This window comes from Escherichia sp. KS167_9B, from assembly GCF_030295215.1.
In the GTDB taxonomy this organism is placed as follows: domain Bacteria; phylum Pseudomonadota; class Gammaproteobacteria; order Enterobacterales; family Enterobacteriaceae; genus Escherichia; species Escherichia coli_F.
Genome location: NZ_AP025754.1, coordinates 1,423,291 through 1,439,699, shown reverse-complemented (window position 1 = coordinate 1,439,699; position 16,409 = coordinate 1,423,291). Strand labels below are relative to the sequence as shown.

The following is a 16,409-nucleotide window of genomic DNA, read 5'->3' as shown; positions in this document are numbered from 1 at the left end:
GAACACCTCCTTCTTTGCTGTTATGCCAATCATGCAAGTGAAGGAGAAAAGCAGCTATCAGACAGAAGATGAAAAGCGCGGGAATGGCTGGAAATACTTAGGGATTCGGAGGAGTCTGAAGGAATGCCTGATGCGACGCTTAACGCGTCTTATCAGGCCTACCGCTCGTACCATTTGTCCAGGGCGGATAAGGCGTTTACGCCGCATCCGCCAGTACAAGCCGATTAATGCAACTTCAAACGTGGACGGATAACGCGGTTAATACTCCCCACCAGCATCATTAATCCGGTTTTAAAGTAACCATGCAGCGCAATCTGATGCATTCTGTATAGCGAGATGTATACAAAGCGCGCAATTCGTCCTTCAATCATCATTGAGCCGCGCGTCAGGTTACCCATCAGGCTACCGACGGTGGAGAAGTTCGACAGCGATACCAGAGAACCGTGATCTTTATACTGATAATTTTTCAGCGGCTTACCGTTCATCTGCGCCAGAATGTTGTTCATTGCGCAGGTTGCCATCTGGTGTGCGGCCTGCGCACGCGGCGGAACAAAGCCCCCTTCCGGACGCGGGCATGACGCGCAGTCGCCAATAGCGTATATGTCTGGATCGCGAGTGGTTTGCAGCGTCGGTTCCACCACCAGCTGGTTGATACGGTTGGTTTCAAGACCACCGATATCTTTCAGGAAGTCTGGCGCTTTGATCCCGGCTGCCCACACCATCAGATCAGCCTCAATATATTCACCATCTTTAGTGTGCAGGCCGCCTTCATCAGCGCTGGTGACCATGGTTTGCGTCAGCACGCGAACGCCAAGTTTCGTTAACTCATTATGGGCCGCAGCAGAGATACGTGGCGGTAATGCAGGCAAAATACGTTCGCCCGCTTCTACCAGCGTTACGTTCAGGGCTTCGTTGGTCAGGCCTTTGTAACCATAGCTGTGCAGTTGCTTGACCGCGTTGTGCAATTCTGCGGAGAGTTCTACACCCGTCGCGCCGCCGCCGACAATCGCAATGTTCACTTTACCATTCGCGCCCAGGTTGGCGGAGTATTTCAGGAACAGATTCAGCATCTCCTGGTGGAAACGACGCGCCTGATGCGGGTTATCGAGGAAAATGCAGTTCTCTTTGACTCCTGGCGTATTGAAATCGTTAGAGGTGCTGCCCAACGCCATTACCAGGGTGTCATAGGCGATTTTACGTTCCGGAACCAGCAGTTCACCTTTCTCGTCGCGCAGTTCTGCAATAGTGATTGTTTTCGCTTCACGATCGATATCAATGACGGAACCCAGCTGGAACTGGAAACCATGATTGCGCGCATGGGCCAGATAGCTCAACGCATCGACGCCTTCATCAAGCGAGCCAGTCGCCACTTCGTGCAGCAGCGGTTTCCACAAGTGGCTGTGGTTACGATCGACCAGCGTAATTTTGGCTTTTTTCTTGCGTCCCAGCTTATGTCCCAGCTGTGTCGCCATTTCCAGCCCACCAGCACCGCCGCCGACAATCACAATTTTTTTCAATGGCGTAGTCAACGTGACCCCCTTAAATTTATTAACCAATTGTTAACTAATAGTTATTAATATAGCTCTTAATTAACAATAGGTTACAGCAATGAAAATGTTCTTCGTTATTGAGAATAACATGAATGGTGCATTGGTCATACCAAAATTGATGTTAATCAAGTTTTGTTGCTGAAAAGATAGTCTGATTTACCGGATGAGATCATAAAATACAGCTTATTGTTTATTATTTAAACGAATTCAGGAGGGTGAGACGTATATGGAGGGCGTTTGGTAGGCCTGATAAGACGCGAGCGGCGTCGCATCAGGCACATTGCCAGTGTCGGATGCGGCGTGAACGCCCTATCCGACCTACAGAATTTACAGAATCTGGAACGCATCAGGTATCAGCAAGGTTACCTGATGCGACGAGGGCATTTAACCGAGGGTTTTGAACGCTTTAATGCGCTGCAAATGCGGGGAGATATTCTTGAATTTGTGCGTCTGCTCTTCGTCCCAGACAATCTCGTAATAATGATGCAACTCTTCAGATGTCCGCTGGCTGTTAAGCGCTTCATCGTTACGCGACAAAATCACCAGACAACGATCGCGATTCTTTTCGCGGAAGTTGGTCACACACTTAGTGGCAATATCGGCATACTCTTCCGGGCGATCAATCTTGCCTTCCATGTTCTCATAAGGGAACAAATTAGGATTGAAGATCACCTGGCGGATATCGCAAAGAAAACCAATTCGCTCCGCCCAGTATCCGCCCAGACCAACGCCGCATATCAGCGGACGCTCATCGACGTTTAGTTGCAGCATTTTGTCCACTTCTTTGAGCAGATGCTGCATATCATGTTTCGGATGCCGCGTACTGTAGCTTATCAAGCGTACATCCGGGTCAATAAACTGCAATTGTAAGACTTTCTCGTGGTTACCCGGACTGTTAGAGTCAAAACCGTGTAAATAGATAATCATCGCTTCCTCACATAAGCCAGGGTTAGTGACCTGCTTTCTCTTCCTGCCAGCGTTCATGTAACTGATTCAGACGGGCGCTGATCTCTTTCCAGCGAGCCGAGTCCATCAGTTCCTGTCGCGAAAATGAACCTTTATGATACAAACGTGTAACACGTTCTGCCTTGATCGGTGACAGATTATCTAACACGCTGACGGCCCCTTTACGATTATTGCAGACCAGGATCATATCGCAACCCGCATCCAGTGATGCCTGCCCGCGTTCGGCATAACTGCCCATAATCGCGGCACCTTCCATCGATAAATCGTCGGAGAAAATCACGCCGTCAAAACCCAGTTCCTGGCGTAAAACGGTTTTCAGCCAGTGGGGAGAACCACTCGCCGGACGCGGATCTACATCACTGTAGATCACATGCGCAGGCATAATGGCGTCGAGTTTATTTTCACGGATTAATGCGCTGAATACCGACATATCCTTGGCACGAATTTCCGCTTGTGGACGAGGGTCACGCGGCGTCTCTTTGTGTGAGTCTGCCGTTACCGCACCATGCCCTGGGAAGTGTTTACCGGTGGTTTTCATTCCGGCTTCATGCATGCCATCAATAAAGCTGCTGGCGATTGCCAGGGCTTTTTCGGGATCGGCATGATAAGAACGCTCACCAATCGCCGCGCTGATATGCCCGACGTCCAGCACTGGCGCAAAGCTGATATCAATATCCATAGCAATCATTTCGCTGGCCATCAACCAACCTGCCTCTTGCGCCAGTTTTCCGCCTTCTTCCATTCCCAACAGCGCAGCAAATGATTGTGCCGCTGGCAAGCGGGTAAAACCTTCACGAAAACGCTGCACACGCCCACCTTCCTGATCCACCGCCACCACCAGATGATTGCGCGAAGCTGCACGGATCTGGCGCACCAGTTCGCGTAACTGGGCAGGATCGTGATAGTTACGCGTAAAGAGAATCAGCCCTCCTACCAGCGGATGCGCCAATATTTCACGCTCTTCCGCGTCCAGTTCGTAACCTTCAACATCCAACATTACTGGACCCACACTGCTCTCCTTATTGTTTTATTGATAGCTGCCGCCAGGTGTCATCGGCAAGCCTGATAAATTGTTGATCGCCGGTTTGTCGCCAGCGGTACTCAAACCACCCAGCTTTGAGCATCAGCAGCCAGGGAAACCATCGCCTGACCTGATGCCATAATTGCGCCGGATTAATCTTCGCGCGCGCGGCATAGTCATTAACCAATCGCCGATGCTGGTCAGTATTTTCCACCCACACCGCCGCCAGTTCCAGCGCGATATCACCATCTCCGGCATACTCCCAGTCGATAAGTTTTAATCCTGACGCGCTATGCACTAAATTTCCGGCGTGGACATCCATATGCAATGGACTTAAGCGTAAAGGCTGTGGTTCCCGCGCTTTGCGCAGACGTTTTAACCTTCGCAGCCAACCCACTGTCCGCCGCGCCGGATCGCTTTGCTGCCAGTACAGTTCCAGTAACGGCAACAGAGTTATTCGCCAGCCAAAACGCGGTTGTTGATGTAGATAATACAGCAAGCCTGCCAGTTCGTTGGTATCCGGCAAATACGTTTTTACCTCGCCGGGCAGATAGTCGACCACCATCCAGTCACGGAGATATAAATGCGGCTTCGGTGCAATGCATGCGGGTAGTTGTGATAAAGCCCGATACTGGCGCAAGAACGCGAACCGCGGCGCATCAGGATCGTGCGGCTGACGCACAACAAAACGCTGGCCCTGATGTTCAATGAGAAAACTCCCGCCACTAAGCCCACTATTAAACGTCGTGACGGGATGAAATTGCGGGAAAAAGCGCGACAACAATTCGTCGCGCGTGATGGGATTATTGCTGCGAAACGGCACCTTTACCTGACCAGATAATTTCGCCCGTCTGCACCAGCATCAGCTGCATTTGTAGGGTCGGAGCGTTAACGTTGCCAGAGGCGCTGGAGTACAGCACGTAATGAGCGCCGACATTGCGGGCAATGCCTATGGCTTTACTACGGGTACCTAAACTGTCCTGCGGCGACAAACCTAACTGTTGCTTCGCCATCGACAGCTGCTGGGCGGAAACCAGGGTAAATTTACCGTTATTAGCCAGCGCATTTCGCAGCGTTTCGGTCGCTTCTGCGGCATTCAGCGAACCGTTAGTACGGTTGTTAACGCTATCAACCAGAAGGACGCTACCCGCAGTCACCCCGTCAGCCCCAAGCATCTTACTGACCATCGGCTGCATTGCGCCATTCCAGTCATAATGGCGAATATGCGGTGCAGGCGGTGCAGTTTGATCTTCGTGCTCAATTGGGCCTGGCTGCTGCGGGATCGTCGGCACCGAGGGCACTGTGGGGACAGGCTGTTGTGGCTCGGCTGGTTGTTCCGGCGCTGGTTTCACTTCTTCTACCGGTGCAGGTTCACGTTGCCCCACACACCCGGCGAGAAACATCGCCAGCGCGGTAATCAAGGCGTAGCGACTCATTTTTGTCATCAAGATTCACCCCTTACAAATATAGATAAAGTCTGACTTTGTGCGCCCCCAGAAAATTGGCGCTGCCGTACAGCGTTACCGCCGAATGTGCGGGAATGGTAACGCTGCGTGGCCTTTCCAGAGGATGCATCTCCAGCCCTCTGGCGTCATACCAGTAAAAACGATAATGAACGGTAACGGGTTCTTGCCTTTCGTTATAAAGCGTTGAGGATGCTGAAGGTTGAATATCAGACGTCGAAAGGACGGGCTTTTCTGCACTGATGCCCGCAGCCAATAAAGATGACTCCATCACCAGCGATTGCTCATCATTCACCGGAATTTCCGGATGTGAACGACAGCCCACCAGCAGTAACAACGCCAGAGACACCAGCCCAAAGCATCCTTTTCTCATCGTTACAGACCTTTATGCGCCAGCATGGGTCCCAGCGGACGGCCACCCAACAAGTGCATATGGATGTGGTAAACCTCTTGTCCGCCATGGCGGTTGGTGTTCATGATCAGACGATAGCCATCTTCGGCAATACCTTCTTGCTCAGCAATTTTTGCCGCTACGGTGATCATGCGTCCCAGCGCCTGCTCATGCTCAGCTGACACGTCGTTCACAGTCGGAATGAGGATATTCGGAATGATCAGAATATGCGTTGGCGCTTGCGGCGAAATATCGCGAAACGCCGTTACCAGATCATCCTGGTAGACGATATCAGAGGGGATCTCACGACGAATAATTTTGCTGAATATAGTTTCTTCTGCCACGACATTTTCCTTTTTCAAATAGCCATGCGTTGCGCCATGCTACGCCGCGCCACACTGCGAGTATAGAGTATGGTCGAGTTAAACCTGCTCTTTCAACCTTAACTAACGATTTCTTAAGCAAAAAATCGTTTTGCTGCCGTATATATCGCCATTATTCCCATTTCTGCCTGCGAATGCGCTGAAAAGACTTTCTCTGTTTGGTTTACACGTCAAATATGAATGCGTATATTTCTCATTTGCATTTACACACAAAATTATTCGCACACTAAATATAACCGCTCATCACCCTCCTCCGGCATGAGCCTGACGACAACATAAACCAAGAGATTTCAAATGCTTTCAACACAATTTAACAGGGATAATCAACATCAAACCACCTCCAAACCGTCACTGCTTGCCGCCTGCATAGCACTGGCACTCTTACCTTCCGCCGCTTTTGCTGCACCAGCCACTGAAGAAACGGTGATTGTTGAGGGTTCCGCCACTACTCCAGTTGATGACGAAAATGATTACAGCGTAACGTCTACCTCTGCGGGTACCAAAATGCAGATGACTCAACGTGATATTCCTCAGTCGGTCACTATTGTTAGTCAGCAGCGGATGGAAGATCAGCAGTTACAAACGCTGGGCGAAGTGATGGAAAACACGCTGGGGATCAGCAAAAGTCAGGCGGATTCCGATCGTGCTCTTTATTATTCCCGCGGATTCCAGATCGATAACTATATGGTTGATGGTATCCCCACCTATTTTGAATCGCGCTGGAATCTGGGCGACGCACTTTCTGATATGGCACTGTTTGAACGCGTAGAAGTAGTGCGTGGCGCGACAGGACTCATGACCGGTACGGGTAATCCATCTGCGGCAATTAATATGGTTCGAAAACACGCGACCAGTCGTGAATTTAAAGGCGATGTCTCGGCAGAATACGGTAGCTGGAACAAAGAACGGTATGTGGCGGATTTACAAAGTCCACTCACCGAAGATGGTAAAATCCGCGCGCGAATTGTCGGCGGCTACCAGAATAACGACTCATGGCTGGACCGCTACAACAGTGAAAAGACCTTCTTCTCCGGCATTGTTGATGCTGATTTAGGCGATCTTACGACGCTTTCAGCCGGTTACGAATATCAGCGCATTGATGTTAATAGCCCAACGTGGGGCGGTTTACCGCGCTGGAATACTGATGGCAGCAGCAACAGTTACGATCGCGCACGCAGTACCGCACCTGACTGGGCGTACAACGATAAAGAGATCAACAAGGTCTTTATGACCCTGAAGCAGCGGTTTGCTGATACCTGGCAAGCGACACTGAATGCCACCCACTCCGAAGTCGAATTTGACAGCAAAATGATGTATGTCGATGCCTATGTAAACAAAGCGGATGGTATGCTGGTTGGGCCATACAGTAATTATGGACCTGGCTTTGATTATGTCGGCGGCACCGGTTGGAACAGCGGCAAACGTAAAGTTGATGCGCTGGATTTGTTCGCTGACGGTAGTTATGAATTGTTTGGTCGTCAGCACAATCTCATGTTTGGTGGCAGTTACAGCAAACAAAACAATCGTTACTTCAGTTCATGGGCCAACATCTTCCCGGATGAAATTGGCAGTTTCTACAACTTTAATGGCAATTTCCCACAAACCGACTGGTCACCACAGAATCTGGCGCAGGACGATACCACACATATGAAATCGTTATATGCTGCCACTCGTGTCACCCTTGCCGATCCGCTGCATCTGATCCTCGGCGCACGTTATACCAACTGGCGGGTTGATACGCTGACTTATAGCATGGAGAAAAACCACACCACGCCTTATGCTGGACTGGTGTTTGACATCAATGATAACTGGTCGACCTACGCCAGCTATACCTCTATTTTCCAGCCGCAAAATGACCGTGACAGTTCAGGCAAATATCTGGCTCCAATCACCGGTAACAACTACGAGCTGGGTCTGAAATCGGACTGGATGAATAGCCGTCTGACCACCACGTTAGCCATCTTCCGTATTGAGCAGGATAATGTCGCTCAGTCCACCGGTACACCTATCCCCGGCAGCAACGGCGAAACCGCCTATAAAGCGGTGGATGGGACAGTCAGTAAAGGTGTGGAATTTGAACTCAACGGCGCAATTACCGACAACTGGCAGCTGACGTTTGGCGCAACGCGCTATATTGCAGAAGATAACGAAGGAAACGCCGTTAATCCTAATCTGCCACGCACCACGGTTAAAATGTTCACCAGCTATCGGTTGCCTGTCATGGCAGAGTTGACGGTCGGCGGTGGTGTTAACTGGCAAAATCGCGTGTATACCGACACCGTGACACCGTATGGCACCTTCCGCGCCGAGCAAGGTAGCTACGCGCTGGTGGATCTCTTCACCCGCTACCAGGTGACGAAAAACTTCTCGTTACAGGGGAACGTCAATAACCTGTTCGACAAAACCTACGATACGAACGTGGAAGGTTCTATCGTCTACGGCGCACCGCGTAATTTCAGCATTACCGGCACGTATCAATTCTGAATAACACCTGTAATAAATATCCTCCGGCATAGCCGGAGGTTTTTCAAATGCGCCTGTAAGGCTCTGTTACCAGCCGCGCCCTAACAGGCGCATACGATCTGACATTTGCATTCAACTTCGTTACTTACGGCCCGTAAACGGGCTGCCCGGATATGGAATCGATAACTGCTCCCCCATTTTATCCTCTTCAAGCTGGTGCTTTATGTAGTCCTGTATCTTCGCCGTGTTCTTACCCACCGTATCGACATAGTACCCTCGGCACCAGAACTCCCTGTTTCTGTATTTGAATTTCAAATCCCCAAACTGCTCGTAAAGCATCAGACTGCTTTTCCCTTTCAGATATCCCATAAAGCCGGATACGCTCATTTTGGGTGGGATTTCCACAAGCATATGGATATGATCTGCGCAGCACTCTGCTTCCAGAATCCGTACGCTTTTCCACTCACACAGCTTTCTCAAAATACTGCCTATCGCCCTACGCTTCTCTCCGTAAAACGCCAGTCTTCGGTATTTCGGCGCAAAAACTATGTGATATTTACAGTTCCAGCGGGTGTGCGCTAAGCTCTTTTCGTCCCCCATTGGGACCCCCTTTTGATTTCTTGTTTGACACTTGCAGTTGCCAGACCGCAAGGTGTTTTAACAAATCAAAAGGGGTTTTAATAACTGGCTCAAAGCTGAAAGCTTTCCGGAACCCCCAGCCTAGCTGGGGGTTTTCTGTGCACAAAAAAGGCAGCCATCTGGCTGCCTTAGTCTCCCCAACGTCTTACGGATTAGTGGTTACGGATGTACTCATCCATCTCGGTTTTCAGGTTATCGGATTTAGTACCGAAAATCGCCTGAACACCAGAACCAGCAACCACTACGCCCGCTGCGCCCAGTTTCTTCAGGCCAGCCTGATCCACTTTAGACACATCAGCAACGCTGACGCGCAGACGGGTAATACATGCGTCGAGGTTAGTGATGTTTTCTTTACCACCAAACGCAGCAACCAGAGCCGGTGCCATTTCGCTGGTACCTGTCGCTTTTGCATCATCAGTCGCGTCTTCACGACCCGGCGTTTTCAGATCCAGTGCTTTAATCAGCACGCGGAAGATGGTGTAGTAAACAATTGCATAACCGATACCGACGATCGGGAACAGCCACAGTTTGCTGCTGTTACCAGACAGAACGATGAAGTCGATCAGACCGTGCGAGAACGACGTACCGTCACGCATCCCCAGAAGAATACAGATTGGGAATGCCAGGCCTGCCAGAATCGCGTGGATGATGTACAGGATAGGCGCAACGAACATGAAGGAGAACTCGATCGGCTCGGTGATACCGGTCAGGAACGAGGTCAGCGCCGCGGAGATCATGATACCGCCCACTTTCGCGCGGTTTTCCGGTTTAGCAGAGTGCCAGATAGCAATTGCGGCAGCTGGCAGACCGTACATTTTGAACAGGAAGCCGCCAGACAGTTTACCCGCAGTTGGGTCACCCGCCATATAACGCGGAATGTCGCCGTGGAAAACCTGACCTGCAGCGTTGGTGTATTCACCAATCTGCATCTGGAAAGGTACGTTCCAGATGTGGTGCAGACCAAACGGTACCAGGCAACGTTCGATGAAACCGTAAATGCCAAACGCAACTACCGGGTTCTGGTAAGCAGCCCACTGAGAGAAGGTCTGGATTGCAGAACCAATAGGCGGCCAAATGAAGGACAGCACAACGCCAGTAAATATGGCAGCCAGGCCTGAAATGATCGGCACAAAGCGTTTACCGGCAAAGAAGCCAAGATACTCAGGCAGCTTAATACGGTAGAAACGGTTAAACATGTACGCTGCGATCGCACCGGAGATGATCCCCCCGAGTACGCCAGTATCCGCCAGGTGTTTAGAGGCGATTTCTTCAGCAGGTAAATGCAGTACCAGTGGCGCAACCACGGCCATGGTTTTAACCATGATGCCATAGGCAACAACTGCGGCCAGCGCGGATACGCCATCGTTATTGGTAAAGCCGAGGGCGACACCGATCGCAAAAATCAGTGGCATGTTTGCAAAGACGGAACCGCCTGCTTCTGCCATAACATGCGATACAACGGCGGGCAGCCAGCTGAAATTCGCGGAACCGACGCCCAGCAGAATACCTGCGATAGGCAGTACGGATACCGGCAGCATCAGCGATTTACCGACCTTTTGCAGGTTAGCAAATGCATTCTTAAACATAATTGAGAGTGCTCCTGAGTATGGGTGCTTTTTTTACGTTCTCACGCGTGGCAAGGGGGGAGAGCCTCGCCGTGTACAGGGCATCTAAGCGCCCTTTATTTATTACACAGAGTAAAATAATTCAGTGCCGATTTGTTTGACGGCTATCACGTTTCAACTTCAGATCATTGGAGAAGTTGCACATTTTGACAAAACATATGTCACAATATTTCAAACGTGGTTATTCACCGCCCAATTTTCGGCGGTGAACTTTACTCGTTTTAGCCATTAATTACGAGCTTTAAAAAAACTCATTCAACGGATGGATTGAAGGCGGGAAGCGTCGATGTGAAACAGACGGGCGAAGTTATCGGTGGTTACCTGCGCCAGTTCTTCAACGGCAACACCTTTCAACACAGCCATGTATTCTGCAACGTCACGAACCATCGCAGGTTGATTCTCTTTTCCTCGATGCGGAACCGGTGCAAGGTAAGGTGAGTCAGTTTCTACCAGTAACCGATCGAGGGGGACATAACGCGCGGCATCGCGCAGTTGCTCCGCATTACGGAAAGTCACAATGCCGGAAAAGGAGATGTAAAATCCGAGATCCAGTAATTTACCCGCCGTTTCTCTGTCCTCTGTAAAACAGTGTAGTACGCCACCGCAATCCGTCACTTTTTCTTCGCGCAGAATTGCCAGCGTATCGGCGCGGGCGTCACGGGTGTGGACGATAACCGGCTTGTTCAGTTCACGACCAATCTGGATATGATGGATGAAGGACTCTTGCTGCCGTACTTTAGTTTCCGGCGTGTAATAATAATCCAACCCGGTTTCACCCAGCGCAACAACGCCCTCTTCTGCCGCCAGACGGCGTAAATCTTCTACATCGTAGGGATCATTCTGGTTGAGTGGATGCACGCCACAAGAAAATACGACGTTGTCACGTTCGCCTACCAGATCCCGCATGTGTAAATAACCCGGTAATGTTGTGGCGACTGCCAGACAAAATTTCACATCGCGTGCGGCGGCTTTCGCCAGAACGTCATCCACGTCCTTATGCAAAGATTCATAATCCAGACCATCGAGATGGCAGTGTGAGTCGACTAAAAACATGATGTCTCTCTTAAAGATGAGGAACCGGTAGCACAACGCCCGGTTGCAGGTAATGCTCAATACGCAGTAAAAGATCGGTGATGAGAAGCTCTCGGTTAATACCTGTGACAGACATTAACTGTTCACGAATGTGGCAAACATCCCCCAGTATAGCCTGCAGACGCGAGGGAGAAAGATGGTTTGCCAGTTCGACGACCAGGCCCGGCACATCAACATTGGTAACCTGCGCAGCGCCATGATGGCGTTTTAGCGCATCCATCAGCAACGTTGCCAGCCAGTGTAAACGCGCCGGAGCTTGTTCATGATTAAGGGCCGCTAGCAGCGAATACCAGTCGCCCGATTGCACGCTATATGCCAGCGCCTGACACAATGTTTCACGAGCCTGCCAGATATCTCCCTGAAACAACGCCAGTGCCGCACCAGGCGAACCGGCGCTTAAGCGCAATGCGGCAAGTAATGCATCCTGTGACATTGTCACTTCGCGTGAAAGCCAGGTCACGGCGTACTGTTCCGGCGGCGGCGCAAGGTAATGTAACCGACAACGACTACGTAATGTTGCCAGTAAACGTTCAGGCTCGCGGGTAGCAAGGAAAAACCAGGTTTCTGCTGGCGGCTCTTCAAGCGTTTTCAGCAATGCGTTAGCCGCGGCGTCAGTCAGTAAGGCAGCATCGGTTACCCAGACAACTTTCGCACCACCTAAGCGTGCGTGCTCATTTAACTTTTCGGTGACTTCACGTACCGCATCAATGCCCAGCGCATTTTTCCCTTTTTCGGGAGCCAGGGTGTAATAATCGGGATGCGTGCCAGCCTGCATCAACTGACATCCACGACAGTGACCGCAACTTTTGTGGCCCTGCGGTTGTTGGCAGAGTAAATAACGGCTCAGGGCGTAGATTAAAGCATCCTCGCCCATACCCGGTAACGCCTGAATGAGTAGCGCATGGTGACCTCTTCCGGCCTGATAGCTGGCTACCAGTTTTTCGAAATCAGGTCGTAACCATGGATACCATCTCATGCGTCCAACTCCTTCACCCAATTGGTCACGGTAGTGCGGATTGCATCCATCACGGACTCCAGCGGCTGGGTGGCATCAATGGTATGAATGCTTTTATCTTGTGCTGCCACTTCCAGATAGCGGGCGCGGGTGCGATTAAAGAAATCGAAAGACTCTTGCTCAATACGATCCAGCTCGCCGCGCGCACGCGCGCGTTTTAAGCCAACTTCCGGGGTAACATCGAGATAGAGCGTTAAGTCGGGGCGAAAATCCCCGAGAACAGCATCACGCAATGTTGCCAGCATATGTTGGTCAATACCACGTCCGCCGCCCTGATACGCCTGAGTGGAGAGATCGTGGCGATCGCCAATCACCCAGGTGCCGTTAGTCAGCGCAGGTTTGATGACCGTTTCTACCAGTTGAACGCGCGCGGCATAAAACATCAGAACTTCGGCTTTATCGGTAATGACTTCATCGCCTACCGATTTGATATCCAGCACCAGGCTTCTTAACTTTTCGGCAAGTTGCGTACCGCCAGGTTCCCGAGTGAAAACCATGTCGCGGATACCCAGTTGCTCGAGCGTCTCAACCACCACGTTACGCGCGGTAGTTTTGCCTGCGCCTTCCAGCCCCTCAATGACGATATACTTACTGCGCATTTTTTTCCTTAAGCACTTTCAGATAATCCTGCACAGACTTGTTATGACTGGCAAGATTGGTATTAAACGTGTGACCACCTTTACCATCGGCCACAAAATAGAGATACGGCGTTTTTGCCGGATGCGCAGCAGCCTTCAGCGAATCCGCCCCCGGCGTCGCTATCGCACCTGGCGGCAAACCGGTAATGGTATAGGTGTTATACGCTGTCGGCGTTTCCAGGTCTGCACGAGAAAGTTTGCCATTATAACGCTCTCCCATCCCGTAAATCACGGTCGGGTCGGTCTGCAGGCGCATACCAATGCGTAAACGGTTGATAAATACCGAGGCAACCTGATCGCGTTCGCTGGAAACGGCGGTTTCTTTTTCGATAATTGATGCCATCGTCACCAACTGGTTTTTATCTTTATAAGGCAGACCGTCAGCACGCCCTTCCCAGGCGCTATCGACCGCTTTCACCATTTTCTTGTGTGCACGCTTGAGTAACGCGACATCTGTGGTATTAGCGGTATACATCCAGGTGTCTGGCCAGAACCAACCTTCAATCCACTCCGGGTTTTCCAGTTCAAGTGCCTGCGCTACGGTGGCGTACTTATCGTCGCTCAGCGTGTGCTTGATATACGGGGCCTCACGCAATTGCTTGAGGTAATCGCTCAAACGCATCCCTTCTACCAGTCGCAGAGGGAACTGTGCTTCTTTACCGCTTTCCAGCAATTTCAGCATCTCACGTACGGTCATCTGCGGTGTAAAGCGGTAAGTCCCGGCTTTAAAGTGAGAAAGATCCGGTTCGATACGCAGCAGCCATTGAAAAACCCGTGGGCGATTGATGATCTTATCGGCGTAAAGCTGTTCACCGAGCGCCAGACGTCCGGTCCCTGGCTTCAGGGTAAATATCGTCTCTTCTTTGATAAGCAATTTGCTGTCGGCAAGATGGCGAACCTTCCAGACGCCCACACCAGCGGCGATACCCAGTACCACCAGCAATAACAAGATAATCAATAACACTTTTTTCATGACTAATTCGGGCGCTCACAAAGTGGGGCTAAATATTCATATAACGTTGCTGACGAAAAGGAGACATCGCCACAGGCACGTACGGGCATCACTGGCATTAACGCATTACAAATAACCATCTCATCTGCCTGCAACGCCTCTTCCAGAGTGGCTTGCACTTCGACAAGCTGATAAGAGGATTGTGCCAGTAAACGGATACAGAATTGTCGCATAATGCCGTTAACACCTGCCTGCTCTAGTCGCGGCGTATAAACTACATTGCCCTTCCGCCAGAACAAATTAGCCGCACAGCATTCCGTAACCCACCCTTCGCTGTCAAGGACCAGCGCCTCATCAGCGTTTGTCTGCTCAAGATGAGAGCGGATCAATACTTGTTCAAGCCGATTAAGATGTTTAATACCTGCAAGATGAGGATTGCGCCCCAGCCGCACCGGGCTTAGCGCCAACATCATCCCCTCGTTACGCAAACGATCGTAATGTGCAGGATAAGCCGTAACGGAGAGAATCCGCGTTGCCGGTCCGCTGTTCAATGTGCTGTACCCTCGCCCGCCACTACCGCGACTGATCACGACCTTCAGCACACCATTCTGCTGTTCTGCTGCCAGCGTTTTCATCTCTTGTTCAAGCTGAGGCCAGAAGTCACAGGAAATCATCAACCGCTGACAAGCATCCTGTAGTCGCTGGATATGTGCCGATAACAAACTGACTTTACCGTCGATAACTCTGGCGGTGGTAAAACAACCATCACCAAACTGCGTTGCTCGATCGCTTACTGCCAGCGATTCCTGCTTATGACCGTTAATTAAGAACATACCGGCTCCTTATCAGAGAATTGTTAGTGTGGCAGCATGTTCACTACAGAACAAGTCGGAATAAAAGCTAAGAAAAAAGGCCCGCAAGCGGACCTTTTATAAGGGTGGGAAATGACAACTTAGATCTTTTTAAAGATCAAAGAACCATTAGTACCACCGAAGCCGAAGGAGTTACACAGCGTGTATTCCATTCCGCTAACCTGACGCGCTTCGTGCGGTACGAAATCCAGATCGCAACCTTCATCCGGATTATCCAGGTTGATGGTTGGCGGAACAGCCTGATCGCGCAGTGCCAGGATGGAGTAGATAGACTCTACTGCACCCGCCGCACCTAACAGGTGACCGGTCATAGATTTCGTGGAGCTCACCAACACACGGCTGGCAGCTTCACCGAAGATGCTTTTAACAGCCTGCGCTTCAGCTTTATCGCCAGCCGGTGTAGAAGTACCGTGCGCGTTAACGTAGCCAATCTGACTCGCTTCAATGCCTGCATCACGCAGAGCATTTGCCATTGCCAGAGCTGCGCCTGCGCCGTTTTCTGGCGGTGACGTCATATGGTAAGCATCGCTGCTCATACCAAAGCCAACGAGTTCAGCGTAAATTTTCGCCCCGCGTTTTTTCGCGTGTTCGTACTCTTCCAGTACCAGCATACCGGCACCATCGCCCAGTACGAAACCATCGCGCTCTTTATCCCACGGGCGGCTCGCCGCTTGCGGGTTATCATTGCGGGTAGATAATGCACGTGCCGCGCCAAAACCACCAACGCCCAGCGGCGTACTGGCTTTCTCTGCGCCACCTGCAACCATCACGTCAGCATCGCCATACGCGATAATACGCGCAGCATGACCGATGTTGTGCACGCCAGAAGTACAGGCGGTCGCGATAGAGATGCTTGGGCCACGCAGGCCATACATGATAGTCAGATGACCTGCCACCATGTTCACAATCGTTGACGGAACGAAGAATGGGCTGATCTTACGTGGGCCACCATTCATCAGAGATGTGTGGTTTTCTTCGATCAGTCCGAGGCCGCCAATCCCGGAGCCAATTGCGGCACCAATACGGGTTGCGTTCTCTTCCGTTATTTCAAGGCCAGAATCCTGCATGGCCTGAACGCCAGCGACAATTCCATATTGAATGAAGGCATCCATCTTGCGCTGTTCTTTGCGCGAGATAATGTCCTCACAGTTAAAATCCTTTACTAAGCCAGCAAATTTCGTTGCATAGGCGCTAGTATCGAAATGGTCGATTAGGCTGATGCCACTCTGACCGGCAAGCAGAGCTTTCCAGGTAGACTCTACGGTATTGCCGACAGGAGACAACATGCCCAGTCCGGTCACAACTACACGACGCTTAGACACGTTTGTCCTCCAGGGAG

General features: G+C 51.0%; 16 protein-coding genes. 1 reads left to right on the top strand and 15 read right to left on the bottom strand.

Annotation, left to right across the window (positions count from 1 at the left end):
• Nucleotides 1-224 precede the first annotated feature (224 nt).
• The 7 genes from ndh to hinT all read right to left on the bottom strand — a co-directional run bounded on the left by ndh (nt 225) and on the right by hinT (nt 5,735).
• Nucleotides 225-1,529, bottom strand: a complete 1,305-nt coding sequence (ndh, locus tag QUE34_RS07165) for an NADH-quinone dehydrogenase (protein WP_000211045.1) — start codon at nt 1,527-1,529, stop codon at nt 225-227.
• 405 nt (nt 1,530-1,934) lie between these two features.
• Complete coding sequence (gene ycfP / locus QUE34_RS07160; RefSeq protein ID WP_000587933.1) at nt 1,935-2,477, bottom strand: alpha/beta hydrolase YcfP; 543 nt, start codon at nt 2,475-2,477, stop codon at nt 1,935-1,937.
• A gap of 22 nt (nt 2,478-2,499) precedes the next feature.
• Nucleotides 2,500-3,525, bottom strand: coding sequence for a beta-N-acetylhexosaminidase (gene nagZ / locus QUE34_RS07155; protein WP_000529294.1), 1,026 nt, complete (start codon nt 3,523-3,525; stop codon nt 2,500-2,502).
• Between the two features lie 10 nt (nt 3,526-3,535).
• Complete coding sequence (gene thiK, locus QUE34_RS07150) at nt 3,536-4,360, bottom strand: thiamine kinase (protein WP_001116586.1); 825 nt, start codon at nt 4,358-4,360, stop codon at nt 3,536-3,538.
• Nucleotides 4,341-4,982 carry a penicillin-binding protein activator LpoB gene (gene lpoB / locus QUE34_RS07145; protein ID WP_000164439.1) on the bottom strand — a complete coding sequence of 214 codons (642 nt, stop codon included), beginning with the start codon at nt 4,980-4,982 and terminating at the stop codon, nt 4,341-4,343. The genes thiK and lpoB overlap by 20 nt, the downstream gene beginning before the upstream one ends.
• A gap of 13 nt (nt 4,983-4,995) precedes the next feature.
• Complete coding sequence (locus tag QUE34_RS07140) at nt 4,996-5,373, bottom strand: YcfL family putative periplasmic lipoprotein (protein ID WP_001225281.1); 378 nt, start codon at nt 5,371-5,373, stop codon at nt 4,996-4,998.
• Nucleotides 5,374-5,375: 2 nt separating this feature from the next.
• Nucleotides 5,376-5,735, bottom strand: coding sequence for a purine nucleoside phosphoramidase (hinT, locus tag QUE34_RS07135; RefSeq protein ID WP_000807125.1), 360 nt, complete (start codon nt 5,733-5,735; stop codon nt 5,376-5,378).
• Nucleotides 5,736-6,068: 333 nt separating this feature from the next.
• Here hinT and fhuE point away from each other — a divergent pair, with 333 nt between their 5' ends.
• A complete protein-coding gene (gene fhuE / locus QUE34_RS07130; protein WP_103254022.1) occupies nt 6,069-8,258 on the top strand; it encodes a ferric-rhodotorulic acid/ferric-coprogen receptor FhuE in 2,190 nt (729 codons plus the stop codon).
• A gap of 120 nt (nt 8,259-8,378) precedes the next feature.
• On the opposite strand, the gene tnpA is transcribed toward fhuE, so the two are convergent.
• From tnpA to fabF, 8 genes are all read right to left on the bottom strand, one after another.
• The gene (gene tnpA, locus QUE34_RS07125) at nt 8,379-8,837 is read right to left on the bottom strand and encodes an IS200/IS605 family transposase (RefSeq protein WP_000502112.1); all 459 of its coding nucleotides are present in this window, start codon (nt 8,835-8,837) and stop codon (nt 8,379-8,381) included.
• Between the two features lie 191 nt (nt 8,838-9,028).
• The gene (gene ptsG, locus QUE34_RS07120; RefSeq protein WP_000475716.1) at nt 9,029-10,462 is read right to left on the bottom strand and encodes a PTS glucose transporter subunit IIBC; all 1,434 of its coding nucleotides are present in this window, start codon (nt 10,460-10,462) and stop codon (nt 9,029-9,031) included.
• 294 nt (nt 10,463-10,756) lie between these two features.
• Nucleotides 10,757-11,554: a metal-dependent hydrolase gene (locus QUE34_RS07115; RefSeq protein ID WP_000480245.1), complete on the bottom strand. Its 798-nt coding sequence runs from the start codon at nt 11,552-11,554 to the stop codon at nt 10,757-10,759.
• 10 nt (nt 11,555-11,564) lie between these two features.
• Nucleotides 11,565-12,569, bottom strand: coding sequence for a DNA polymerase III subunit delta' (holB, locus tag QUE34_RS07110; protein WP_001267966.1), 1,005 nt, complete (start codon nt 12,567-12,569; stop codon nt 11,565-11,567).
• Nucleotides 12,566-13,207, bottom strand: coding sequence for a dTMP kinase (tmk, locus tag QUE34_RS07105; protein ID WP_032302864.1), 642 nt, complete (start codon nt 13,205-13,207; stop codon nt 12,566-12,568). The genes holB and tmk overlap by 4 nt, the downstream gene beginning before the upstream one ends.
• Nucleotides 13,197-14,219, bottom strand: a complete 1,023-nt coding sequence (gene yceG / locus QUE34_RS07100) for a cell division protein YceG (protein WP_000756841.1) — start codon at nt 14,217-14,219, stop codon at nt 13,197-13,199. The genes tmk and yceG overlap by 11 nt, the downstream gene beginning before the upstream one ends.
• A 2-nt stretch (nt 14,220-14,221) precedes the next feature.
• Nucleotides 14,222-15,031, bottom strand: coding sequence for an aminodeoxychorismate lyase (gene pabC / locus QUE34_RS07095; RefSeq protein ID WP_032302863.1), 810 nt, complete (start codon nt 15,029-15,031; stop codon nt 14,222-14,224).
• Nucleotides 15,032-15,150: 119 nt separating this feature from the next.
• Nucleotides 15,151-16,392 (bottom strand): beta-ketoacyl-ACP synthase II, encoded by a 1,242-nt coding sequence (gene fabF / locus QUE34_RS07090; protein WP_000044678.1) that lies wholly within the window; start codon nt 16,390-16,392, stop codon nt 15,151-15,153.
• Nucleotides 16,393-16,409 lie beyond the last annotated feature (17 nt).

Bases quoted from the DNA above. Each gene is read 5' to 3' on its own strand.
- ycfP (WP_000587933.1), bottom strand. From the start codon at position 2,477: ATGATTATCTATTTACACGGTTTTGACTCTAACAGTCCGGGTAACCAC.
- lpoB (WP_000164439.1), bottom strand. From the start codon at position 4,982: ATGACAAAAATGAGTCGCTACGCCTTGATTACCGCGCTGGCGATGTTT.
- QUE34_RS07140 (WP_001225281.1), bottom strand. From the start codon at position 5,373: ATGAGAAAAGGATGCTTTGGGCTGGTGTCTCTGGCGTTGTTACTGCTG.
- fhuE (WP_103254022.1), top strand. From the start codon at position 6,069: ATGCTTTCAACACAATTTAACAGGGATAATCAACATCAAACCACCTCC.
- tnpA (WP_000502112.1), bottom strand. From the start codon at position 8,837: ATGGGGGACGAAAAGAGCTTAGCGCACACCCGCTGGAACTGTAAATAT.
- ptsG (WP_000475716.1), bottom strand. From the start codon at position 10,462: ATGTTTAAGAATGCATTTGCTAACCTGCAAAAGGTCGGTAAATCGCTG.
- QUE34_RS07115 (WP_000480245.1), bottom strand. From the start codon at position 11,554: ATGTTTTTAGTCGACTCACACTGCCATCTCGATGGTCTGGATTATGAA.
- holB (WP_001267966.1), bottom strand. From the start codon at position 12,569: ATGAGATGGTATCCATGGTTACGACCTGATTTCGAAAAACTGGTAGCC.
- tmk (WP_032302864.1), bottom strand. From the start codon at position 13,207: ATGCGCAGTAAGTATATCGTCATTGAGGGGCTGGAAGGCGCAGGCAAA.
- yceG (WP_000756841.1), bottom strand. From the start codon at position 14,219: ATGAAAAAAGTGTTATTGATTATCTTGTTATTGCTGGTGGTACTGGGT.
- pabC (WP_032302863.1), bottom strand. From the start codon at position 15,031: ATGTTCTTAATTAACGGTCATAAGCAGGAATCGCTGGCAGTAAGCGAT.